Consider the following 25,285-nt stretch of genomic DNA (forward strand, 5'->3'; position numbering starts at 1 on the left):
ATCCTAACTCAATCTGATTTTCATTAGGAAAACAATCCATGAAGCACCCTATCATTTTAGCCTCAAGTTCACCCTTTCGTCAGTCTTTATTGCAAAAATTTAATCTACCATTTGATACTTTTTCACCTGATGTTGACGAAACCCCTCACGTAAACGAAACACCGATTGCGCTTGTTTCTCGATTAAGTGAGCTCAAAGCCCGCGCTGCAACAGGCCTTTTTAAAGCGGGTTTAGTCATTGGTTCTGATCAAGTTGCAATATTTGACCAGCAAATTTTGGGTAAACCCCACAATAAAGAAAACGCAATAAAGCAACTGAGCCTATTTAGCGGTAATACAGTCACTTTTTTAACTGGCTTGTGCGTATACGACATTCTTTCAAACACAACAAAAACACGCGTCGAACCCTTTGATGTCACGTTCAAAAGCCTTTCGCATGAGCAAATAAGCGCTTATTGCGATGCTGAACAACCTTACAATTGTGCTGGCAGCTTTAAAAGTGAAGGCTTAGGTATTTGTTTATTTGAGAAACTCAATGGCGATGATCCAAACAGTTTGATTGGGTTACCATTGATCAAACTCAGCCAATTATTGACTGAGTTTGGGGTTGATGTATTAAGTAATCAAGCCTAACGATCAAGTAAGAGCGCACCTAATTGCTGATACGAATCAACCGTAGCAATTGGCGCAAACTCTTGCAGCTGTTGGGCGTTGTGTACGCCCATCGTCACACCTAGGCGGTCAATATTGGCTGCTTTCGCCATGGCCATGTCGATTTTAGTGTCACCAACCATTAACGCATCAAGAGCACTCATATTGAGCTCATCAAGTAATTGTAATAGCATATCAGGCGCTGGTTTTGACAATGCATCATCGCTGGTGCGCGTTGCAACAAAATAATTCCTAAGCTTTGTTTCATCGAGTAAACGCTCAAGCCCAGCACGGCTTTTCCCGGTTGCAACAGCTAACAACACACCACTATTTTTTAATGCAGCTAAAGTTTGCTCAACACCTTCGAATAAAGGGGTTGGCGTTACATCTACATATTTATATTGATGTTTATAGCCTGCGATCAAGTCAGCATATAAATCTGCATCGTTAGGAAATAAAGTAGCCACAGCCTGTTCAAGTGATAAGCCTATAATATTAGCGGTTGCTTCGTCACTCGGAGCAACTAAGCCACATAATATCGCAGATTGATGCATGCAGTTTACTATTTTTGTCACTGAATCCATCACTGTGCCATCCCAATCAAATATCACTAATTTATAGGATTTCACGATTTGGCTGCACGTAATGTTTTAATACAATTAACAAGTGCTTTATCAAGTGGTGCTTCAACACGCATGGTGGTTTCGTTTTTAGGGTGATAAAAACTCAAGTCATGTGCATGCAAAAATAACCGCCCTAAACCAATTTTACGCATCGCTGCATCAAATGCTTGGTTACCGTATTTGTCATCGCAAGCAATAGCATGCCCACGGCACTGAGTGTGAACACGAATTTGGTGCGTACGACCAGTAACGGGTGATGCCTGCACCAGTGAGCATTCATCAAAACGTTCTAACACTTTAAAGCGTGTATGAGATGGCTTACCTTCGGTGTTATTAACACGAACAACACGCTCACCCGATTGCAAGGTGTTCTTCAACAGCCCTTCGGTAACGTTTTTATCTTTTGAATCCCATTGCCCATCAACCAATGCCCAATAGTTTTTTTCCATGGTTTTTTCACGTAACTGTTCATGAAGACTGGTCAGGACAGAGCGACGTTTTGAAATCAATAAGCAACCTGATGTATCCCGATCTAACCGATGCACAAGCTCTAAGCTTCGCTCTTCAGGGCGTAGAACACGCAACGCTTCAATAAGCCCATAACTTAAACCGCTGCCACCGTGCACAGCCATGCCTGAAGGTTTATTAATTACAATAAGATACTTGTCTTCAAATAAAATAGCGTCTTCAAGCTTAGTTACTACATCTAAATTTTTTGGCACAAACTCTTCACGCTCAGCGATTTTAATTGGCGGGATACGCACAATATCGTCAAGTTGAAGTTTGTAAACAGGTTTAATACGTTTTTTGTTCACACGTACCTCACCTTTTCGAAGAATTCGATAAACAGCGCTTTTAGGCACCCCTTTTAAGTGGGTAATAAGAAAGTTATCAATCCGTTGACCTAAATGGTCTTCGGTAATCGTGACGAAAGATACTTGTAAGCCGGTTTTTTCTGACATTGCCTAATCACTGATTTAAGTAAAAATAATTTAGTTGCTAACACGGTTATAATAATGGGATAATCGCTAGCGCAAATATAAATTTGCACATAACAACGGTGCTTTTTAACACATTAATACATTCGTGATGCACATTCTGGGTAATTGATCATACAGATCCGAGTTAAGTTTTCCAAAGCTTTTATACATACCTAGTTTGCACGTGCGTTCAATTAACTCCGATGCGCGTAATATATCGCTAGTTAAGTTTGACCACGATGTGTTTTTTAATGTTGATAAAAAAAGCAATGAACAAATAATTTGTCTGATCGTGACGGCGTACGATACGCCGTTCAGCAGATGCATTGTAAATCGTACAAGTTAATTTAATACATGGTCGACTCTGGGCAGAACTCAAATAGATAACTGTAAAAACAGTCATTTGTTTTCCCCCTATTTAGAATCTAATAACGTGACAACACGTTATTGTCAGCCAGCACCATAAAGATACTTAAACGGATACAGAGCAAAGCTCCCCCACAGATCCAGTCGTGAGATTGTATAAAAAGAAGCGATGGGAGCAACTGAACAGGCGAAAAGTTTCGTCATGTCAGAGACATAACACAGTAGAGTAACAATATGAAACGTATGCTAATCAATGCGACGCAGCAAGAAGAAATGCGCGTAGCACTGGTTGATGGCCAGCGCCTGTATGATTTAGATATCGAAAGCCCGGGTCACGAACAAAAAAAAGCCAATATTTATAAAGGCAAAATCACACGTATAGAACCGTCACTAGAAGCCGCTTTTGTTGAGTATGGCGCTGATCGTCACGGATTCCTTCCTTTAAAAGAAATTGCTCGCACTTACTTCCCGACAGGTTATACCTTTCACGGTCGTCCGAACATACGTGACGTGATCAAAGAAGGTCAAGAAGTCATTGTTCAAGTAGATAAAGAAGAGCGCGGACAAAAAGGCGCAGCTCTTACTACGTTTATTAGTGTTGCTGGTAGCTATTTAGTGCTTATGCCAAACAACCCACGTGCTGGCGGTATTTCTCGTCGTATCGAAGGTGATGAGCGTACAGAACTTAAAGAAGCATTAAGCCGTTTAGAACTGCCTAAAGGTATGGGTTTAATCGTGCGTACTGCTGGTGTTGGCAAATCATTTGAAGAGCTTAACTACGACTTAAAAGCGCTATTAGTACATTGGGATGCGATTCAACAAGCGTCTGATGGCGGTAAAGCTCCGTTCCTAATTCATCAAGAAAGCAACGTGATTTTCCGTGCTATTCGCGATTACTTACGTCGTGACATCGGTGAAATACTGATTGATAAAGCCCGAGTATTTGAAGAAGCAAAAGCGCATATAGAGCGTTTTCGCCCTGACTTCATGAGCCGTGTAAAACTTTATCAAGGTGAAGTCCCACTGTTTACTCATTATCAAATCGAAAGCCAAATTGAGTCAGCATTTCAACGTGAAGTTCGCCTGCCTTCTGGCGGTTCAATTGTAATTGATCCAACTGAAGCACTTACCTCTATCGATATCAATTCATCAAAAGCCACTAAAGGCGGTGATATCGAAGAAACAGCGCTTAACACCAACTTAGAAGCTGCTGACGAAATTGCTCGCCAATTACGTTTACGTGACTTAGGTGGCTTAATCGTTATCGATTTCATCGACATGACACCACCACGTCATCAACGTGAAGTAGAAAACCGCTTAAAAGATGCTGTACGTCCAGATCGTGCCCGTGTACAAATTGGTAAGATCTCACGTTTTGGCTTACTAGAAATGTCGCGTCAGCGCTTGCGCCCTTCATTAGGTGAAGCAAGCCAAGGTCCATGCCCACGCTGTAGTGGCCAAGGTACTATTCGTTCAAACGAGTCGATTGCATTGTCAATCCTACGTTTAATCGAAGAAGAAGCGATTAAAGACAATACGTCACAAGTTAACGCACAAGTGCCTGTTGCTGTTGCCGCTTATTTGTTAAATGAGCAACGTCGTAGCGTACATCGCATTGAAAAACGTCATAATTGCGATGTTGTGATTATTCCTAATCAACACATGGAAACGCCTCATTACGAAGTTATGCGCTTACGTAAAGACGAAACCATCGAGACTGTAAGCTATGAGCAAGTGATTGCTCCTGAGCAAGAAGTATTTGAAACATCAAAAACACCAACAGCGGTAGTACGTGAGGAGCCAGTTTTAAAAGGTGTAGTAATGCCTTCGACACCGGCCCCGCAAGCTGTTGAAAAGCCAGCTCCAACGCAAACAGCCAGTCAGCCAGCTGCAGAGCAAGTTAGCTTGCTGACAACTATTAGCAACTGGTTCAAATCGTTATTCGCTGATTCATCTGAAAAGAAAGAAGAAGTAAAGAAACAAGAACAGCAAACTGCACAGAGTAACCGCAATAACCGCAATCGTAACAATGATGGTGATACTCGTCGTCGAAACAATCAACGTCGTCGTAACAACAACTCACGTAATAAGCCGGTTAATGAGCGTTCAACAGAAGAAGCTGTTGTTGTTAAAAACGATAATGCATCAACAAGTACTGAGCAGCAGGAAAGAAACGATAATCGTAATAAACGTCGTCGCAATCCTAACTCGCGTAAACGTAATGAAACTCGTAATGACGATAAAAAAGAAGTGGCAGTTGCAGCAGCAACTACACCTGAAGTCAAAGATGTTACAGTTGAAACTACTGAACAAAAACCAAAAGTTCGCCGTCAACGTCGTAACATACGTAAAAAGGTACGCTTACAAGCTGAAGATAGCCAAGTTGTTGCAACTGATGATCAACAGCAAGCTGTTGCTGATGAAAAACCGACTCAGACCCCGACAAAAACTGAAGACGTTGTTGTAGAAAAAGCACCGGTTGTTGAAACACCTGCACAAGACATTGAACAGGTAGTTGTGAATGAACAAGATGCTGCCTCTGCAGATGAAGAGCAAGGCCAAACACGTACACGTTCACGCCGCTCACCTCGCCATTTACGTGCCGCAGGCCAACGTCGTCGTCGTCCTGAAGGTGAAGAAGCTACTCAAACACAAAGTACACAACCGCCAGCGTTTATTCCAGTTGCAGATCAAGCCGCAGCCGAATATGAAGCGGAGTTAAAAGCAAAAGAAAATGCGATTACTGAAGCGAATGAATCTGCTCCTGAAGTAGTTAAAGCAGCACCTGTTGTCGCAGAGCCTACTCCTGAAGTTGTTGATGAAACACCTGTGGTTGCTGAGCCTACTTCTGCTGTAGTTGAAGAAACACCTGTGGTTGCTGAGTCTACTCCTGCAGTAGTTGAAGAAACACCTGTGGTTACTGAGCCGACTCCTGAAGTGGTTGAAGAAACACCTGTAGTTACTGAGCCGACTCCTGCAGTAGTTGAAGAAACACCTGTGGTTGCTGAGCCTACTCCTGCTGTAGTTGAAGAAACATCTGTGGTTACTGAGCCTACTCCTGCAGTAGTTGAAGAAACATCTGTGGTTACTGAGCCGACTCCTGCAGTAGTTGAAGAAACACCAGTTGTTACTGAGCCTGCTCCTGCAGTAGTTGAAGAAACACCTGTTGTTACTGAGCCTACTCCTGCTGTAGTTGAAGAAACACCTGTTGTTACTGAGCCTACTCCTGTAGTAGTTGAAGAAACACCTTTTGTTACTGAGCCTACTCCAGTAGTTGAAAAAGCACCAACACAAACTGTTTCTAACACTAAAACAGTGATCACAACTGGAAAAGCAAGTGCGCCAATGGCACAACCTACACCAGTCGCTGATAGCGATGTTGTTCATACGCCTAAGGCAATGGCACATGATAAGCGTGAAGCGATTCCAGATAGTGGCTTGCGTGCCGGTTCATTAAAGCCAGCTGGTCGTGCTAGTGCTGCAATGACTAAAACATTGAGTGCTTAATAACTCACATTGTTTAGTTAAGTACTAAATAAAAAAGCCGTGTTAATAAAATTAACACGGCTTTTTCGTTTATAGCTGAAACCTAAATTGACACTAAAGTATAAAGCCCCAAACAACTGAAGTTTTTATCTCTGTAATCCCCTACTTTTTATTTGGTAACTCTTATACCAATCTACTTAGATATGGGGTCTATTTAATGACAAGAAAATTGCGCTATAACTAGGGCGTGTTGACCTTTCGTGATTGATTTTACAGCAGTCTATTTGGTATTTAGGCAAGGCAGCGCCGATGTAGTGTGGTTGTTCCCCATAAATAGGCGATAACGCAGTATAAATGCCAAACATGCGCTGCCCAAAGGGTTCTCCCAAGGGGCGACTAACTGTTTATTACCTGTACGGATGTAGATAAAGGGCATGAGCAGAGCGCGGAGGCTTTGCTCGATTTTACTTAGTCCACTCGATTCCAAATCTCCCGCAGCGATTGAACCGCCTGAGTTTGAACAAATTTTAATCATCAAAGTTCAACAGACCCGAGTACTACATACACATTAAAGTTACTTACTACAAACAAAAAAAACAAAAAACCATCACTTGACACTATATATTAACAAACCCATTTGCTACTATCACTTTGCTTATTTTTAATACAACTTTATTGCATGCTAATTTAATGCGGGTAAGCAGTATTTCTGCGGATAATTAGAGACAACTTTTAGTTAATATAATTCTCAAAGGAAAGTTAAATTATGGAAATTCATAAGTTCAAACTAACACAACTCGCCATAGCATTAGGTCTAACAGCAACTTTGGCTGCATGTTCTAGTGACAATGACAAAACACCTCCTCCGGTAGAACCGACACCAACACAAAAGGTTGTTGAACTGCCTGCAGGTACCACATCTGAAAAACAAGCTGGTTTTTTCACTGTAGTTGTAAAAGATAGCGAAGGTAATAGCTTAGGCTCTGCTGATGTACCTATTACAGTAAAGATCACCAAAAATTCAGCCAATGTTGTTTCAACCAAAGGCGAAGCGTTAACAGCCGATGATTTAACGATTACCAATGGCGCAGGCTTATTTGCGGCGTCATTATCAGAACTCACTGCTGAAACATCAATAACAGTCAATTTTACTGCTCCTGGCTATTTTAATAACAGTAAAGTAATTACTTTATCAGTTGATGATTCTGAAGTTGCAGAAACTGTAACATTAGTTTCTCGTAGTATTGACGCTGATAATGTTGCTATTGTGTCTGAAGAAAAATCAGTGAATGATTTAGCCGAAAATGGCGCTACGGTTACATTTAAAGAAGATGGATCACTTGAAACATCTGATGGCTCAGCATTAAAGCTTGCCAAAACAGTAACTAAAACCAATGGCAGTGCCACTAGCGACAAAGGGGGGGTTCAAATATCAATACCCAGTGGATCTAAAATGCTTGCTAAAAATGAAGCTGGTGAGCTAGTTCCTTTAACAAGCGCCCCTTCCCTTGCTGTTGCGTATTTTAACAATGAAGCCAGCTCCAGTGCTGCTGCAAACGACAATAATGAGAGTCGCCCTGAATCAGCACTAGATTACTTCCCTGGTGGTCTTGACCTAGCCGTTTCTGTTCCTACCGCAGATAATGTAACGACTGAAGTCACAACCACAGGCTCATTTACAACCGCTGGTTTTGTTGCCATCGAATTGACCGATGATGCTGGTAACAAAGTGAAAGAGTTTGGCTCAACGGGTGATGGTGACAACGCCACTAAAAACTCAATTGAAGTTAAAATGCAAGTAGAAGTTAAAACATCAAACGCCTGCCCAATGACTTATGCTGATTTAGATAATCTAGACCAAGCTACAGTGGCTGCTTTTGCTGTTGATGCGTCTAAATCAACTGATAGTGCTTACTTTCGTAAAGGCGCCTGTGTTTCCTCTGATGGCTCAGCAATTGCGACACGCCCAATCAAGGCAGGTGATATAATCCCTGTATGGAGTTACGATGCGGATGAAGCGCAATGGGCTTTTGAAAGCTATGGTGTTGCTCAAGTAAATGCTGATAACGCTGATGTTTTTGACGTAGCAGTTCAGGTAACTCACTTATCTTACTGGAATCTTGATTTCTTTAACTGGCGCGAACCTAACTTTGGCCAATGCGGTGATGATCGCAAAGTTCAGTTTGACATCAAATATGCAGATGGCTCAACTGATAATGTAACCGCATTTGACCTGCTTGTGGAATCTCAATCTGGTGGTTACCGTAAACTTAAACGTGGGTATGAATTCCGTTACTACAATAAGTCTACGATAGCTAACCCGCCGTCATTTTCCGTATTTATGTCGCTATTAAATAATGGCACTAATATTATTGATGGGATCGAAGGTGACGCTAATAATCCGGTTGATGCTTCAGCATCTAGATTAAAACTAAATGACATTTGTGAGTTGGATGGGAAGAAACTAGTGCTAACGCTTGATACTGCTCCAGCGCGAGTAGATCAAAAAATTAAAACACAATATGCTTGTAGTAACAACGCTGAAGGTGATGTTGAAGCCCCACCGGCAGCAACTTCAACTTACGCGTATTTGATTGATTCAAGCAATAACTACGTGACCTATTCATATACTGCAAATGACGGCACAGCAACTTTTTCAAACGTTGTTGAAGGTAATTATAAAGTAAGAGTATGGGATCAAGTCAGCCGAACTTATGTGACTTCTCCTGATTTCGCCGCGAGTGCGACAAATGAAGTGGTTATTGATCTTCCCATTGAATGCACCATAACTGAAAAACCAGTTACAGGTACTGGCACAACAGGCGGTTCGTGATCGATCTTTAAGTAAAACAGAGTCAAAGCCGCGTTTATCGTGGCTTTTTTATTACTAGTGGCGATAATGAAATAGCGATAACCAATTAAACGGGCTCTCCTTTGCCTAAAAACCAAACAGTCTGCTTACAATTAACCTAGAAAGATAAACACACCCTAGGGCGCGTTGACCTTTGTGGATTGAAATTTGTTCAACCTAGGGGCGATTTAATCGCTGCGCGAGGTTTGTAACCTAGCGGGCTAAGTAAAAACCGAGCAAAGCTTCCGCGTCCTGCTCACGCCCCTTACCTACATCCCTGTAGGTAACAAAGAGTCAATCGCCCCTAGGAAAAACCCTTTGGGCAGCGCATGTTTGGCATTTATACTGCGTTATCGCCTATTTATGGGGAACAACCACACTACATAGGCGCTGCCTTGCCTAAATACCAAACAGTCTGCTGCAAAATCAATCACGAAAGGTCAACACGCCCTAGCTTTCACTCGCTAATTTGTACGCCTCATATTTTTCACATTCGAGTTCTGCTATATTTTTATCATAAATAGATTGAGACATATCAGATTTCAATGTTAACTCCTTGCATCGCTGTTCTAACTCTCCAACCTTTGGAATCGTTGGATCGATATTATGAAGTAAGATATGTTTATCAATTTGCCCTCCCCTAGATTGCATTTGACGCTGGATATCTTGAGCAACCATTTGCTGCTTAAGTTTTGCTTCATTGTGCATTTGTTCACTCATTTTGTGATAATCAACGACTACTTTTCTTTCAACCAATTTGTTATAACAAACCAACAACACAAATATAGCCAGTAAAAAATAAATAATCCCTTTCATATTAATAATTTCCCCTTGACAGAATAATGGGTTTTCTAGCCTAATACATCACTATAATAAAATACTCATTCGAGTCAATTCACAAGGAGGTTTTATGCGTAATAACCTGATAAAATTTAAGTTGCTTATTGGTGCTGTATTATTTTCAGTGTCCGTTTGTGCACAACAAGTTTACAGCTGGGTCGATAAGAATGGTGTTCGTCATTTTTCTGATGTTCCTACGAGTCAAAGTGCGGAAGTAGTCGAGGGTATTGAGTCAACCCCCACTCCAAAAAAGAATAAAAATGAAAACCAATCTCATGGCTCTGAAGAAGAACATGAAGAGTATACCCCCGGTGCGGAAGTTCCCATAAAAGGCTCGGGCACAATACTCAGTTGCAATAAGTCTATCTCATATCATGGTAATTATTATCAAGGTAGTTCTTCCTATACGATGAATAAACAGTACACTACAAAAAAAAATGCGATGAATGTTTTAAAGACGCACGAAAATAGTAAGGATAGATTAAAAAAAGAGAACGAGAGGTTAAACGCTCATCTTGAAAAACAACAAGCTCATTATAATAAAAATAAAAGTAACTCGATAAAATATGCCATTGAAAATACAATGGACCAAATTGCTGAAAACAACTGTGAAATACAGGTCCATTTACGTTATATGGAACTCACGCAAGAAAAAATAAATTCATTATAAAAACCAAGGAATGATATGACCAAACTTATACTCACTATGCTACTTTTATCAAGCTTTGTCACACAAGCAAAAGTGTATATGTGCGAAGATGAACAAGGGAATGTGTCATATACCGACATTCCTTGTAAGAAAAGTGCATCAACCGTTGCCCAAAAAAATGAAAGTGCTTCTCAAAGCCCAATAGTTAACGAGATCCCTAAAGAGATTAATACTGTCAAAGATGCTTTGAATTATATTGGCTTGAACCAATTAGTACTTTTGAATTTAGATTTAATTGAGCAGCAATATATCATCCCGCAAGGTAGTTTTAATTACGAGTACTCTTTTTTAGCCCCCAGTAAATATCAATATTCAAATGTTCCTATCCATAATGTGAGTGCAAGATTTATAAATGGCATGGGTGAAATTGTTTATCAAGGGAAAATGTACGCAAGAAATTTTTCATCTACGCCTGACAACAATGGTTTTTTCAACGCCACTTTTTCTGATATCAATAAACGAATGATGGAAATGGGACTAGAAGATCAGACTGAAAACACGCTTCGCTATGGAAAAGGCAACTGGAGATGGAATCATCGTAATTTTGCCTGTCATGCTCAATCAGACTTTAGGCCAAGAAGTTCTGTAATTGGGTTAAAAATTACGTGCAAAACACAAAAGTAATATTACTGTGAAGTTCATAGAAAATTAACAGTAAGTACAACTCAAACAAAGAATAAAGCCGCGTCAGATCTCGCGGCTTTATTTGTAACTCTGTTTTAAGCTTACTCTTTCTCATTTTCCATAAAGCGCTGTAACTGATCTTTTAAGTTAGGCGGAATGCCTTTGATAACCAACGTATCAGTAGCGTCGTTATACATAACGCGTTCACCTAAATGCTTACGTTCAAAGCTAATGCTTACACCACCACCAAGACCTGAAAACTTAACCATACTTGTCACTGTTTTCTTGTCAACTGGAAATGACTCTTCTAAATCATAACTTTGCTCTTTACAAAAGCTTTCAAACGGGTTGTCGTCACCTTTAGTCAAGGTTGCGGATAATTCGCTGACATTCGCGTCTTCACCTGTGGTGACACAATCATTACAATAATCGAAAACTTGTTTTCGCAAGTCGTCTTTTTCAGACTTATCAAATTGTTGCTCTGATAGGTAATCTTCAACTGCACTGAGCATCACTTGACTTTGCTGCTTAGGATCAATGCCTTCTTCACAGCCTAAAAAGTCTAAAAAGAAGTCGGCTACTTTGCGCCCAGCTCGCCCTTTAATAAACGAAATATAACGATTATCTTCAGCTTGAGTATCCCATGCAGTTAAATCAATACGTGCAGCAAGTTGCATGCGAGATATATCTAAATGACGTGATGAGGCTAAATCAAGTTCAGAGGTAATTGAATAGTGCTCTTTAATGTTGATCATCGCAATCAACATATAATCCGTTGCGACGTATTGGTAATGACAAAAAATTAAATAGCCGGTTTCGTTAAACGCATACTTATTTAATTCTTCTTTTAATACAGTAGTTGCTTGCTCTGTCATGTGCCAAAAGCCAAGTTCGTCATTACGATAACTTTGCATTGCAGATGCAACCACACTATTTTTATCTCCGCTAAATGCACAATAACCTTTACCTGGTTTACCGTTATATGCGTGATGCAGTTGCTCGATGAATACAGCGACTTTTTCATTCACTGCCATTTCGTCATTGCGCAAATGAATTTGCGTATCGTCGTCTTTTTTGTCTACATAATGAACGACTAACTTTTTAACATCTATTGCCATCTTTGTTTTTCACGCCTCTGGTGTTAAAATATGAGAATATAACTCTTTTATTGAACCAACTGATGCCAATCTTATCAAAATATTCTAATGATGAAGTAGAACAAATCGTCGATCAACTCATTGATGTGTTAACTAAACACAATGCGCCGGTTGATTTAAGTCTTATGTGTTTAGGAAATTCTATCACGCATATCTTAAAAGAGCATGTACCAACAGGGAAAAGACAAGCCGTTGCGGATAACTTTGCGAAAGCACTTGCGCAATCGGTTAAATAAACTTTATGAATTTATCGCAGCACAATCAGTTTTCGTCTAAAGCGAGTCAATTATTAAGTTGGGGCCATTGGTTCACCTTCGCTAATATTGGTTTAGTTTTGCTTATTAGTTTAAGTTACTTATTTGCCGACTCGCCACCGACAACTGCAATCGGGTATGTTTATATGCTAGTTACTTGGCTTAGCCACACTAGCTTTATTACCTTTATTGCCTTTGTGCTGACGATTTTTCCGTTAAGCCTTATATTCCCCTACCCTCGGCATATTCGTGGAATGGCCGCCATTCTTGCAACCTGCGGAGCATCACTACTTACGCTTGACGCTTACGTATATTTTAATTTAGGTTATCACTTAAGTAGTTCAGCATTGCCTGAAATTGTGACTTTATTATGGCATAGATTAACCAGCAGCCCGGGGTTAACCAGTTTACTTGCTGGCGGGATTGTCATACTTATTTTTGCATTTCAATTACTTGCAAGTAACTATACTTGGCATCATTTAGCACGTTTAAAACAGTATAAGTTCGCACGATACGCCAGCTCATTTTTATTAGTATGTTTTGCTATGAGCCACAGTATTCATATTTGGGCTGATGCTAATTTAAAATTTGATATCACCAAGCAAGACAACGTGTTGCCGCTATCTTATCCAACCACGGCTAAAAGTTTATTAGCAAAGAATGATTTATTAGATATTGAAAGCTACAAGCAGGCACACAATGTTAAACTCACATCGCAAAATATTAATTATAGTGCCCCTTCACCACTAACCCGATGCGAAAATTTTACGCCCGCAACCATTGATATCTTAGTATTTAGCTCTACAGCAAATCTAGATGAGTTTGCTAAGCAGCATACAGACTTATATAAAACAGAGCAGTTTTTACAAGCTGTTGATCATCAAGATGCACTTTTTAGTCTAATTTATGGCCTGCCTGCTTATTATAAAGCAGTACTTATGGACGAGCAGAATCTTCCGGTGTGGCAAACACAACGTCGTAGCCTTTCGGTCACTGGATTTGAAGATTTCACATATATAAATGGAGCTAAAACAGATGGTGCTGCAATCCGTATCGTAAATGCAGATGCACAGACCACAGTTCGTGATAATAACACCCATATTTTCGCTTTTAGTTTGGCGACTGATAACAATAGTATTGTTAGTGTCTCTACTTTATATAGCTCAGATAAAAAAGTCACTCGAGCTGATGGCCTAATCCAACCAAGCGATCTCATTGCTACCAGTGTAGGCCAATACTTAAACTGCTCTAATGTTACAAAACAAAGCATGCTGGGCGTTAATTTATATAGTAAAAAAGATGATATCGGTGTTAATTATTCACAAGGTGTCTTCATTGCGTACAAAAAAGATCGCATTACTTTGATTGATTCTGAGGGTAATTATAAAAATATATCTGCTGCACAAGGCTTTTCAATTGAGCAAAGTTTAGATATCCCATTTTTAGTACATAGTATTAAAAAGCTAAGAACATTTACGCATTAGCCTACACAACAGCCCTTATAGATGTCTATTAGGGCTTGAGCATTTAATTTGCGATTTGCCCTAGTTAGGTTATAGTTTTTATTATTACCTGACTAAGGAAGGTTAAAAGTAATGAAATCACCCGCAATTTTTTTTATTTTCTTTATCGTTCTTTTCACATCAAGCCTAATAGCTAATGATACTCATTACTATAAATGCATCACGGATAAAGTAACGACCTTCAGTCAATTCCCATGCAGTGGACAAGCAACCCAGCATAAAGTCACAACGGCTAACGTAGCAGACTCATCCAAAATTGATCATACTAAATCCCTCAATGCACTTGAGCGCGAACAAATAGTACGCAACCTCCATAGCGAGATCCGCAGCGTAAAACATACACTTGCAATTTTAAGCCGTAAACGCGATACCGCTGAATATAATCAGCAAGAACGCCTAACACGCCTGATGAGTGATGATGATAAAAAGCACACTGCAAAAGACATTAAAAAGCAGATCAAACGAATCGATAAAACCTACGCAAAAAAGAAAAAATCAACAGAAAAAAAACTGGCTGCATTAGAAAAAAAGTTAAAACGTTATGAATAAGCTATTGGGTTTTACTAATATTTAGCATACTCTTAACATCAGTAGAGCATATACTCTACACCGTATTCTAGGAGTAGCCATATGTGCGCGCACGAGATTGCCGAATTCATTTTAAAAGGCTTTAAAAAGCACTATTTATTATTTCAAAAAATTACAGCACAAGCCCCGCTTGCCTTTGCGCATAAAGACTGGTCTAAAATGCACGAAATTAGTCGTTTGCGGATCAGTTATTACGATGACCGAGTAAATGAAACAACGCAACAACTCAAAGACGAGTACCTAACAACACAACTTGATGAATCGCTATGGCTTGCAACAAAGCAGCACTATCAACAGTTCTTGCTTTTTCACCCACAGGCAGAATTAGCTGAAACATTTTACAACTCTGTTTTTTGTCGATTATCTCATCGTCGTTATTTTAATAATAATTTCATTTTTGTTAAAGCCACACTCGCTGATGCCCCTGCGTTACCAATTGAAGCAGAGTATCGTAGTTATTTTCCTGTTATTGATGGCTTAAAACCCACGATCCGTAAAATTATTGAGCAATTTGACTTTAAAGCCTCTTTTAATGACTTAGAACGCGATATTCGCTTACTTGTTAAAGCATTTTATAAACAAGCGCCAGATACACACCACAGTGCATGGCAAATGCGTTTTGATATATTACAAACTCCCTTTTATCGTAATAAAGCCGCCTACATTGTAGGCCGTGTTGTTTCGCAAAGCGGTGTGCAGCCTTTTATTATTGCCGTTCTTCACCATGAAGATAAAGGTTTATATTTAGACGCCCTACTCACTAAATCATCACAAATGCGGGTTATTTTTGGTTTTGCCCGTGCTTATTTTATGGTTGAAACCCATGCGCCCTCTGCATTAGTCCGTTTTTTAAATCAGCTAATGCCGAATAAAACCCTTGCTGAACTGTACAACGCGATTGGTTTTCACAAGCAAGGAAAAACCGAGTTTTACCGTGAATTTTTAACGCACCTAGAGCGCTCAAACGACGATTTTATTATCGCCCCAGGCACACCGGGAATGGTGATGATGGTATTCACGCAACCTTCTTTTGGCTACGTGTTCAAAATAATTAAAGACAAATTTGGTGAGAGTAAGCCTTTTGGTCGTGACACTGTTCTAAAACGCTACCAATTAGTTAAAAGCCATGACCGAGTCGGCCGGATGGCTGACACCATAGAGTATTCTAACGTCGTATTCCCACTGGCACGCTTTAACGCTACATTATTAACACAGTTAAAGGCAACAATAGGGTCATCAATGGTGATTGAGGGGGATTTGTTGATTATAAAACACCTCTATATAGAGCGAAGAATGACACCGCTGAACTTATTTCTAGAAAGTGCCAACGAAGAAGATGCACGTACTGCCATTATCGAGTACGGGCAAGCGTTGAAAGAGATGATTGCGGTAAATATTTTCCCTGGCGACATGCTTTTGAAAAATTTTGGGGTCAGTAATCACAAGCGAATCATTTTTTACGATTACGATGAAGTCCAATATCTTACTGATATGAATTTTCGAGCCTTACCTAAACCAAAAACCTACGATGATTACTTAACTAACGAACAAAGTTACTCTGTGGCACCCCAAGATGTCTTCCCAGAGCAATTATGCACCTTTGTAATGCCAAACCCTTGTTATAAATCGATTTTTACGCAAACGCATCCTGAATTACTCGATGTCGAATTTTGGCAACAAGCGCAAAAAAATGTTAAAAATGGCCTTGTTAGCCACATTTATCCATACCCTAGCTCACAGCGTTTTATCCATAGTTGGTAAACGAAAGGACACACAATGAACATCAGCAAAATAGACTTAAATTTACTTGTTTATTTGGATACGTTATTACGCGAATGTAATGTTACGCGTGCCGCAAACCAACTGAGCATCACACAGCCTGCAATGAGCAATGGCCTAAAACGCTTACGTAACTTATTTAACGACCCCATTTTAGTTCGCACAAGTGATGGTATGGTACCCACAGAGCGAGCGCTTGAATTACAGCCAGTGATCCGCGGTATATTAATGACACTCGAAGAGACACTTGCTCCTAACCGCGAGTTTGAAGCCAGCCAAAGTAAACGCGTGTTTCGTATTATGGCTAGTGATTACGCAGCCAGTACACTTGCGCCTAAGCTACTCAGTAAGCTGCATACAGAAGCACCTGACACCACTTTAGACATTTTGACTCCAAGCGATGTAACCTTTCATGATGTTGAAAATGGTAAGGTCGATATGGCGATCAATCGTTTTGAAAATTTACCGCAATCGTTTCATCATAAACGTATATGGAAAGATAGCTTTTGTTGTTTAGTTAAGGCTGACAACCCGATAATTGAAAGTTTTAGTCTAGATAGTTATTTAAAAGCACGGCATATTTGGGTAAGTAAAACAGGCTTTGGTGTGGGTGTTGGCATGGATCCTAAAGATGTGCAAAAACTGGGCTGGGTAGATGAAGCACTCGCCCACTTTGGTAAGCATCGTAACATTGCCACTTTTACACGTAATTATCATGTCGCAATTCATTTAGCAAAAGAGCAAAACTTAGTCGCTACATTACCCTCAAAGGCCGCCAATATTTATTTAGATGACCCAGGTTTAAAGATCCTCGATCCTCCTTTCCCAATTCCACCTTTTGAGTTAGATATGATCTGGAGCCCGTTACTGCACAGAGACGCAAGTCATATTTGGTTAAGGCAAAAAGTAGCTGAAGTTGCTGATGAGTTAAAGTAACAGTCTTACATACTCCTGTGTAAAATTTGCTTACGTCTATTTCTAAGTGAGTCTGCAAAATTAAAATAACGCTTTAAAATCAAACGTATAACACAAACAAAATAATGGAATGACCATTGCTTTAAGTTAATTGAACTTTAATATTCATTTAACTTAAAGAGGTCAACATTATGAATACCCATCAAGGAACAGAAGTAAATCATATCACTGACATTATCCAAGTAATGAACAGCGGCATCGATTTTTATGAAAAAGCTCAGGAGAAAGTTCAAGATCCTGCCATAGGTGCACTTTTTCAACGTATGATCGACGCACGTAAAGTGAGCATTGAAAGCTTACAACCTTACGCTATTAATGAACAAGGTGAACGAGAAGATGGCTCCTCTTTTGCTGTTGAAGCTCGCCGTGCTTACACCGCGCTTATTACTAAGTTCAGCTCAAATAACGACCAAACCTACGTTAAAGAGCTAGAAGAAGTAGAAGACAAAACACTCGAAGAAATAAAGTCAGCCATGCAAAAACCACAGCCACATGATTGCGAAGCTGCATTATCAAAAGTACTGTTAACAATGCAAAGCTGCCATACAGAAATGAGCCGTATGCAAAAGCATTAATCAAACTTGTTATACAAAGCCCAGTGTTCACGCTGGGCTTTTTTATGCCCGCATAAAATTAACCTTTATAACAATGCAGCGCAAAGAATTAATAAAAATAAAATATTTATTTAACCACAGCTCATTTTCACTCTACTAGTCTTACTAATAGGTACCTAATACCGCTGTGGCGCCGCAGCATTTATTTAAACTTAATAAATATAATAAGGTTCCATTATGAGAAATAAACAACATGTAAAACAAAATAACGCCGAGGCAGATATGACGCCCATGCTTGATATTGTGTTTATATTATTAATTTTTTTTATTGTTACAACTTCATTTGTTAAACCCGTAGGTATTGAGTTACAACGCCCTGTAGATAACCCTCAAATAGATAAGCAATCTAAAAATGCGCGCTTCACCATTGACCAAAGTAATGCGGTATATTTTTCCGGACGGTTAATTGATTTAGACCAAGTTGCAACTAATCTCGCCATGTTCGCAGCCAAATATGAAATTACTACCGTACAAATTGCCGCGAACGAAAACAGTACACATCAAACATTAGTGACCGTAATGAATAATATTAAAGACTATAATAATTACCCTATAGCACTCACCTCCCACTAAAAACTATAAAAGGGCCTTTCGGCCCTTTTCATAAATAAATCTTTTCGTCACATGTTTGTAAAGATAGCCGTTTATTATTAGCTTTAACAAGGCTGGTCTAGACCAGATATTTTAAACTTGAGGCTGAACTAATAATGAAACGACATGCAATAGCAACGGCAATATTACTAAGTACCAGTGCATTACTTGTTACCCATAATACAGTTGCTCAAAACGCAACATTTGTAGGTACAATTAAAGATAAAAAAACACATTTATCAGGTGCGTTAATTAGCATTGTAGGCACTGATAAAAGTACGGTTACCAACTATCAAGGCCAATTTGAACTACCTAAGCTTGATGCGGGTAGTTATCAATTAAAAGTATCTTACTTAGGGTATCAACCTTATTTAATTGATATAAATATTGCAGAAGATGAGGTAAAAAAACTAAAACCAATCACCCTCTTCGCAGTAACAAACGATAATGCTATTGAAGAAATTATTGCCGTAGGACACATTCAACGTGGTGAAATGGCCGCTGCAAATAACCAAAAAAATGCTAAAAGCATTAAAAATATAATCTCTGCAGATGGGATTGGTAAACTCCCCGACCGAAATGCTGCTGAGGCTGTGCAACGTATCCCAGGTGTATCAATTGAGCGAGATCAAGGCGAAGGTCGCTTTGTTGCCGTTCGCGGTTTACCAGCACAGTGGAGCTCTGCAAGTATAAATGGCGATCGTTTACCTACCGCCGAGGAAGAAACCACCAGCCGCGCCACTGCATTTGACTTTTTCCCTAGTGAACTCATCGAGTTTGTCGAAGTATCTAAAGCGCTTACACCTGATATTGAAGGCGATGCGATTGGCGGCAACGTAAACTTTGTAACCAAAAAAGCACCCGATGATTTTGTATTTAATACCAATCTTGCTATTGGCCAAAATGAATTAGCTGATGGTACAAATTACTCCGCTAATGTGCTTTACGGAGATAGACTCCTTGATGACAAGTTAGGGTTCTTAATTAATGCGACCGCTTGGCAACGAGATTGGGCCACTGATAACTATGAACCTCGTCGCGGTAATGACGGCTTAGGTATTTATCGATTAGAGCTACGTGATTACACGGGTACACGCGAAACCTATGGCCTTAATGGTGCTATTGAATATCAGTTAGAGCAAGGAACTTTAAGTGCTACAGCTATGTATGGCACACTAATAGATGATGAAACGCATTACAAACATCGCATGCGCTTTGATAAAAACCGCGCAGAAGTACAACATATCCGAAATGAATTAATTACTGAAATGACCGGTTTCGAGATTGCCGGTGAGCACTACTTCGGTTACGACAAAACCCTTTCATGGAAACTCTCTAGTTACGAAAACGAGTTTCGTTATGGTGATACGCCTAATACCGATGACAACAGCTATTTTGTCGTGCGATTTGATCAAAAAGATGTCGGCTATCAAGGGCTAGAAGACCGTGGAACGGGTAAAAATTATGCCTATAACACGGTTGATAACGGCAGCGATCCTTGGAATGCAATCAGTAATCACTTACCCAATGGGTTTTCATTCGATCCCAGTAAAGCAAAGCTCTCTTGGGTAGAGCTTTATAAAGTATTCGTTAACGAAAAAGATAAAATTGTCGCCAGCACAGATTTTGAATGGCAACTAGACAGCGATTTAATATTAAAAGTAGGTGCTAAATATCGTGATAAAGAACGCGTAGCGCGTTTTAGTGATGAGTTTTACGCATGGGATGAAGCTCAGTATGGCGTAGCACCTACATTAAGTGACTTTAGTTTGTCAGATCAACCAGGCAGAAATGACTACTTAAATGAGCTAAATATTGACTATCAAAGTCAATTTTCGCAGGTTGCCGCTACTGATGCTTTGGCACAATTTTGGAATAAAAATAAAGAAAAATTTGTACTTGATAAAAGCGAGTCTGCTTTAGTCGAAAATGGCGGTGCACTTGGTCGTAATTTTGATGTGAGTGAACAGCACGCATCGTTATACGCAATGGCAACTTATACTTTTAATAGCCAGTGGGAAATGTTAGGAGGATTACGATTAACACAAACCGATACGAAAGTTGACGGTTACCTGTATTTAGCTGACGAGGATAAAGTCATCCCTAGCAGCGCAAGTAACGATTATCTCTCTGTGTTACCAGCATTGCACCTTACCTATCATTTTGATGAGCAAACAAACTATCGCTTAGCGTTAACTCGCTCATTTTCTCGTCCTGATTTTGGCTCCCTTACCCCTGGCGCAACTTATTTAGAAGCAGAAAACGAACTTGTTACTGGTAATCCAGAACTTGATCCTACTTATTCAAATAATCTCGACTTTATGGCTGAGTACTTTTTTGAAAGAGTCGGTTTAATTTCTGCGGGGGTGTTCTACAAAGATATCAGCGACCCTATTTTTCAAAGTAGTTCAATGGGTAAGTTTGGCAACAAAAGTAGCGTCAATATTATTCGCCCAGAAAATGGGGATAGCGCGTGGCTTGCTGGAGTTGAAATGGCTTTTAATCGTGACTTAGCCTTTATTAATCCTGCTTTGGAAAGTGTGGGCGTTATGGTCAATGCTACATTTATGGATTCACAAATGAGCATCCCAGGCAGAACCGACAAGGTCGCGATTTCACGCCAAGCCGATAACTTATATAACTTTACCTTGTACTACGATGATTCATTTTTTGCTGCGCGAATTGCGCTTAACTATAAAGGCGAATATATCGAAGAGCATGGCAGCAACTCACAGTCTGATAGCTATTATGGCGATAACACCAGTGTTGATTTTACTACGTCATATCAGCTTAACGATAATGCATTAGTTTATTTAGAGTTAAACAATCTAACTAACGAGCCACTTAAATATTACTTAGGCGATGAGAGTCGCCCTCTGCAAGTCGAATATTACGGTGTGCGTGGCATGATTGGCATTAATTACCAATTCTGATCACTTCTATGTTGTGCGGGGCTGTGCCCCGCAAAGGATTGCTTTATGTTTACTCAACCACAATGGCTAAAACGTGCTCACGGTATTGGCTTTGTTTTATTCGCCGCCAGCTCTGCGTTTATGACTTACTTTTGTATGTACGCTTTTCGAAAGCCCTTTACTGCAAATAGTTATACCGAGTTTGACGATCCGAGCTGGCAAGTCAGCTTTAAAATAGCTTTAATTCTTTCACAAGTTTTAGGCTATCTATGCGCTAAGTTTATAGGCGTTAAGGTCATTGCAGAAATGCGTCACCAACAACGCGGTCTAGCGATCATTGCCATGATCGCGGGTGCCGAATTATCGCTGATTTTATTTGCCATCACACCGGTTGGTTTTAATATTGTCTGGCTGTTTTTTAACGGTTTATCGCTTGGCATGATTTGGGGAATTGTGTTTAGTTTTTTAGAAGGCAGGCGCACCTCTGAAATTCTTGGTGCGGTGCTCAGTGTTACCTTTATTCTCGCCTCTGGTTTAGTCAGAAGTGTTGGCAAATGGCTAATTGACACTTTAAATGTACCTGAACTGTGGATGCCTGCTGCAACCGGCGCGCTTTTTTTGCCGATACTATTACTGAGTGTTAAATGTTTAACATTATTACCTGATCCAACCTTGGCAGATCAGCAAGCCCGTCAACAGCGCTTACCTATGGATGCCAAAGCACGCTGGCAGTTTTTTAAACGTTATTGGTTTGGTATCAGCGCTTTGATATTGAGCTTTTTACTCTTTACAGGCTTTCGTGATTTTCGTGACAACTTTGCAGCGGAAATATGGCAAGCACTGGGGTACGGGCAAGAGCCTGCTATTTTTGCTTATGCGGGGATCCGTATGGCACTCATCGTACTAATCGCTTTGGGCGCAATGGTACTGGTGAAAAATAATAAAACCGCATTTTACGTTAATCATGCATTTATATTATTTGGCGCTTGCTTACTTATAAGCAGCACTTTGGCTTTTGAAAGCCAATTACTTAGCGCCAAAGCTTGGATGGTGTTACTCGGTGCAGGCCTTTATATTAGCTACATTCCCTATAACTGCTTCTTATTTGATCGAATGATTTCTGCCGTTGGTTCAACAGCTAACGCAGGGTTTTTAATATATCTAGCCGACTCTGCTGGCTATTTAGGCTCTGTGGGCATTTTACTCTATCGTACCTTTGTAATGCCTGAAATCAGTTGGCTGAACTTCTTTATTACCGCCAGTTACTGGGTCGGCACTGTGGCTGGCTTTTTAGTACTGTGCTCATTAAGTTACTTTTCAATTCGTTTATCTACACAAAAAACATCTGCGCCAACATTGGCCTCTATAAATATTTAAGGAACATTATGACAAAGTTAGAAGCACTCATTTTAGATTGGGCCGGCACGGTTGTTGATCATGGCTCAGTTGCTCCAACCACCATTTTTGTTGAAGCATTTAAAACCGCGTTTAATTTCGAAATCAGTTTACAAGAAGCGCGCATTCCAATGGGCATGGGTAAATGGGATCACATCGCAACATTAGGATCACTTGCTGATATTAAAGCGCGTTGGCAAACGCAGTTTGGTGCGCCTATGAGTAATGACCAAATTGATCATATTTACGAGACTTTTATGCCATTACAAAAAGCCAAAGTCGCTGAGCGAGCAATGCCAATTGCAGGGGTATTACCGGTGTTAAATCGCTTAAAGCAACAAGGTTTGAAAATAGGCAGTTGCTCAGGTTATCCTCGCCAAGTTATGGATATATTAGAAGTTGCGGCGGCTGAATATGGTTATAAACCCGATCACAGCGTGGGCAGCGATGAATTATCAGCAGGATCTCGCCCAGGTCCTTGGATGGCCCTTGAAAATGTAAATGTATTGGGGATCAGCAATGTCGCACATTGCGTTAAAGTCGATGACTCAGCACCTGGAATTGCAGAAGGCTTAAACGCCGGAATGTGGACAGTCGGCGTTGCATTAACAGGCAATGCAGTGGGCCTAACAGAGTCACAATGGCAAGCATGTTCACAAACCGAACAAGATGAACTTACCCGTACAGCCTACCAGCAACTTTATTACAGTGGCGCACATTACGTGATTGATTCACTCGCTGATATTGAGCCTATCCTTATGCAAATTGAAGCAAGACTTGCACGTGGAGAGCGCCCTTAATGACATATCAACCTTTTTGGTTTGATAGCGCTATAAATGAGGAGGCCGCTGCGCCTTTTCATTTATTACCCCAAGGGCATCACACTGATGTATGCGTTATTGGTGGCGGGTTCACCGGTCTTTGGACTGCAATCAATATAAAGCAACAACACCCTACAAAAAAAGTAACCATTATTGAGCAAGGATTATGCGGCCAAGGTGCATCTGGGCGAAATGGTGGTGCAATGCTAACCTGGTCAACAAAGCTTCCTAGCCTAATTAAGCTTGTTGGTTTAGATAACGCGCTATTTTTAGTTAAGCAATCTGAACTAGCCGTGCATGAAATAAACGCATTCACAAAAGAACAAGGTATTGACTGTGACTGCAGAATTGACGGATGTTTTTATACCGCCTCTAACCGTGCACAACTGGGCTTGCTTGATAACGCTTTGGATTGTTTAGATCAATTTAACCTCAATTCTTGGCAAAAGTGCACTGCTGAGCAACTATTACAAACAGGCTCAAAACAAAATTTGCATGCTCATTTTTCTGCTCATGGCGGCAGTATCCAACCAGCAAAATTAGTCAGAGGGCTTAAGCGTGTTGCCCAACGAATGGGGGTTGATGTTATTGAGCATTGTCGTTATATACAGCATCATGACCATGAGCCAATAAATGTCACCACCAATCAAGGGGCGTTAGTTTGTAATACCCTTATCTTTGCTGTTAATGCGTGGCTACCCACTTTACAAAACAAGTTTTCTCGCTCAGTAGTCTTGGTTTCAAGTGACATGATCATCACCAAACCAATACCTGATGTACTCGAGCAACTCAAGTTAAATCATGGTAGTGCAATTATTGATTCTCGTACTTTTGTTAACTATTACCGCAGCACCTTAGATGGGCGTTTAATGCTTGGCAAAGGTGGAAATTTTTTCAGTTATGGCAATAAAGTACATCCCAAATTTGATCAACCAAGTCACTATAAAAAATTACTTGATAGCTCATTAGCTCATTTTTTCAAAGGGCATGAACTGCCTATCGAACGCACATGGACTGGGCCATCTGACAGAAGTGCCACTGGCTTTCCTTTTTTTGGACATTTAAACGCACACCCACACGTGCTTTATGCTGGTGGTTATTCTGGTAATGGTATTGTTCAGTCTTATTTAGGCGCAAAAATACTCTCAGCTATGGTGCTCAATAATAATCCACAATGGCAACACTGCGGATTAGTAAATCAGCCACTTAAGCAATTCCCAATAGAGCCTATTCGAACCACTGGCGCCTATATTGTGCGTAATGCTATTCGCCGTAAAGAATTGGCTGAAGATTTAAACTTGCAACCGCATAAAATCGACTGCTACTTAGCTAAACTCAGCGGTAGTGCAGCAAAAGTTGACACGCAATCACTCAGGTAATATACAATGTCTAAACAAGACTTTCCTATCATTACTTCAACAGAGGTAGAAATTAGTTTTTGTCTCTAACTTACGCAAACACTGACTACGATAGGACCTGTGCGCAGCTTTCTCACGATGCACAATGTGCCTTGGTAGCGCAACAACAAAGCCCACACATAAAAATTA

20 protein-coding genes are annotated in these 25,285 nt (G+C 40.2%); 16 read left to right on the plus strand and 4 right to left on the minus strand.

All coding sequences use genetic code 11. The annotated features are described in order from the left end of the window. Window positions 1–38 precede the first annotated feature (38 nt). Window positions 39–632: a Maf family protein gene (locus ACJJVX_RS15220; protein ID WP_405632219.1), complete on the plus strand. Its 594-nt coding sequence runs from the start codon at window positions 39–41 to the stop codon at window positions 630–632. Here ACJJVX_RS15220 and ACJJVX_RS15225 read toward each other — a convergent pair. Together ACJJVX_RS15225 and rluC are read right to left on the minus strand one after the other, a co-directional pair. Beyond that, entirely contained in the window at window positions 629–1,279 is a 651-nt protein-coding gene (locus tag ACJJVX_RS15225; RefSeq protein ID WP_054453414.1) for an HAD-IA family hydrolase, read from the minus strand. The genes ACJJVX_RS15220 and ACJJVX_RS15225 overlap by 4 nt on opposite strands. Next, window positions 1,276–2,235: a 23S rRNA pseudouridine(955/2504/2580) synthase RluC gene (gene rluC, locus ACJJVX_RS15230; protein WP_054203554.1), complete on the minus strand. Its 960-nt coding sequence runs from the start codon at window positions 2,233–2,235 to the stop codon at window positions 1,276–1,278. Before rluC ends, ACJJVX_RS15225 begins: the two co-directional genes overlap by 4 nt. 618 nt (window positions 2,236–2,853) lie before the next feature. Between rluC and rne the strand changes: the two genes are divergently transcribed. Together rne and ACJJVX_RS15240 are read left to right on the plus strand one after the other, a co-directional pair. Then, on the plus strand, window positions 2,854–6,126 hold the full coding sequence (rne, locus tag ACJJVX_RS15235) for a ribonuclease E (protein WP_405632223.1): 3,273 nt from the start codon (window positions 2,854–2,856) through the stop codon (window positions 6,124–6,126). A gap of 745 nt (window positions 6,127–6,871) precedes the next feature. Continuing rightward, window positions 6,872–8,938, plus strand: coding sequence for a hypothetical protein (locus ACJJVX_RS15240; RefSeq protein WP_054453410.1), 2,067 nt, complete (start codon window positions 6,872–6,874; stop codon window positions 8,936–8,938). A 468-nt stretch (window positions 8,939–9,406) separates the two neighbouring features. Here ACJJVX_RS15240 and ACJJVX_RS15245 read toward each other — a convergent pair whose 3' ends face one another. Then, window positions 9,407–9,772: a hypothetical protein gene (locus ACJJVX_RS15245; RefSeq protein ID WP_054453408.1), complete on the minus strand. Its 366-nt coding sequence runs from the start codon at window positions 9,770–9,772 to the stop codon at window positions 9,407–9,409. 94 nt (window positions 9,773–9,866) lie between these two features. Between ACJJVX_RS15245 and ACJJVX_RS15250 the strand changes: the two genes are divergently transcribed. Both ACJJVX_RS15250 and ACJJVX_RS15255 read left to right on the plus strand, forming a co-directional pair. After that, a complete protein-coding gene (locus ACJJVX_RS15250; protein WP_054203550.1) occupies window positions 9,867–10,466 on the plus strand; it encodes a DUF4124 domain-containing protein in 600 nt (199 codons plus the stop codon). 15 nt (window positions 10,467–10,481) lie between these two features. Further along, window positions 10,482–11,129 carry a DUF4124 domain-containing protein gene (locus ACJJVX_RS15255; protein WP_054203549.1) on the plus strand — a complete coding sequence of 216 codons (648 nt, stop codon included), beginning with the start codon at window positions 10,482–10,484 and terminating at the stop codon, window positions 11,127–11,129. A 101-nt stretch (window positions 11,130–11,230) separates the two neighbouring features. Here ACJJVX_RS15255 and yejK read toward each other — a convergent pair whose 3' ends face one another. Further along, window positions 11,231–12,247, minus strand: a complete 1,017-nt coding sequence (gene yejK / locus ACJJVX_RS15260; RefSeq protein WP_054203548.1) for a nucleoid-associated protein YejK — start codon at window positions 12,245–12,247, stop codon at window positions 11,231–11,233. Window positions 12,248–12,309: 62 nt separating this feature from the next. Here yejK and ACJJVX_RS15265 point away from each other — a divergent pair, with 62 nt between their 5' ends. The 11 genes from ACJJVX_RS15265 to ACJJVX_RS15315 all read left to right on the plus strand — a co-directional run bounded on the left by ACJJVX_RS15265 (window position 12,310) and on the right by ACJJVX_RS15315 (window position 25,117). Beyond that, window positions 12,310–12,522, plus strand: a complete 213-nt coding sequence (locus ACJJVX_RS15265; RefSeq protein ID WP_016707302.1) for a DUF1414 domain-containing protein — start codon at window positions 12,310–12,312, stop codon at window positions 12,520–12,522. 5 nt (window positions 12,523–12,527) lie between these two features. Further along, window positions 12,528–14,024 carry a DUF3413 domain-containing protein gene (locus ACJJVX_RS15270; protein WP_405632228.1) on the plus strand — a complete coding sequence of 499 codons (1,497 nt, stop codon included), beginning with the start codon at window positions 12,528–12,530 and terminating at the stop codon, window positions 14,022–14,024. 111 nt (window positions 14,025–14,135) lie between these two features. Continuing rightward, complete coding sequence (locus tag ACJJVX_RS15275; RefSeq protein WP_054203546.1) at window positions 14,136–14,612, plus strand: hypothetical protein; 477 nt, start codon at window positions 14,136–14,138, stop codon at window positions 14,610–14,612. A gap of 81 nt (window positions 14,613–14,693) precedes the next feature. After that, window positions 14,694–16,412 carry a bifunctional isocitrate dehydrogenase kinase/phosphatase gene (gene aceK / locus ACJJVX_RS15280; RefSeq protein WP_405632231.1) on the plus strand — a complete coding sequence of 573 codons (1,719 nt, stop codon included), beginning with the start codon at window positions 14,694–14,696 and terminating at the stop codon, window positions 16,410–16,412. Window positions 16,413–16,427: 15 nt separating this feature from the next. Further along, window positions 16,428–17,366 carry a LysR family transcriptional regulator gene (locus ACJJVX_RS15285; protein ID WP_054203544.1) on the plus strand — a complete coding sequence of 313 codons (939 nt, stop codon included), beginning with the start codon at window positions 16,428–16,430 and terminating at the stop codon, window positions 17,364–17,366. Window positions 17,367–17,536: 170 nt separating this feature from the next. Further along, window positions 17,537–17,980, plus strand: a complete 444-nt coding sequence (locus ACJJVX_RS15290; protein WP_054203543.1) for a PA2169 family four-helix-bundle protein — start codon at window positions 17,537–17,539, stop codon at window positions 17,978–17,980. A 216-nt stretch (window positions 17,981–18,196) separates the two neighbouring features. After that, window positions 18,197–18,592, plus strand: a complete 396-nt coding sequence (locus ACJJVX_RS15295) for a biopolymer transporter ExbD (RefSeq protein WP_054203542.1) — start codon at window positions 18,197–18,199, stop codon at window positions 18,590–18,592. A gap of 134 nt (window positions 18,593–18,726) precedes the next feature. After that, entirely contained in the window at window positions 18,727–21,543 is a 2,817-nt protein-coding gene (locus ACJJVX_RS15300; RefSeq protein WP_405632235.1) for a TonB-dependent receptor, read from the plus strand. A 45-nt stretch (window positions 21,544–21,588) separates the two neighbouring features. Beyond that, window positions 21,589–22,899 (plus strand): DUF5690 family protein, encoded by a 1,311-nt coding sequence (locus ACJJVX_RS15305; protein WP_054453398.1) that lies wholly within the window; start codon window positions 21,589–21,591, stop codon window positions 22,897–22,899. 8 nt (window positions 22,900–22,907) lie between these two features. Then, on the plus strand, window positions 22,908–23,717 hold the full coding sequence (gene phnX / locus ACJJVX_RS15310; protein ID WP_054203539.1) for a phosphonoacetaldehyde hydrolase: 810 nt from the start codon (window positions 22,908–22,910) through the stop codon (window positions 23,715–23,717). After that, entirely contained in the window at window positions 23,717–25,117 is a 1,401-nt protein-coding gene (locus tag ACJJVX_RS15315; RefSeq protein ID WP_054453397.1) for an FAD-dependent oxidoreductase, read from the plus strand. The genes phnX and ACJJVX_RS15315 overlap by 1 nt, the downstream gene beginning before the upstream one ends. Window positions 25,118–25,285 lie beyond the last annotated feature (168 nt).

Source organism: Pseudoalteromonas sp. Ld20 (genome assembly GCF_045064175.1).
In the GTDB taxonomy this organism is placed as follows: Bacteria; Pseudomonadota; Gammaproteobacteria; order Enterobacterales; family Alteromonadaceae; genus Pseudoalteromonas; species Pseudoalteromonas neustonica.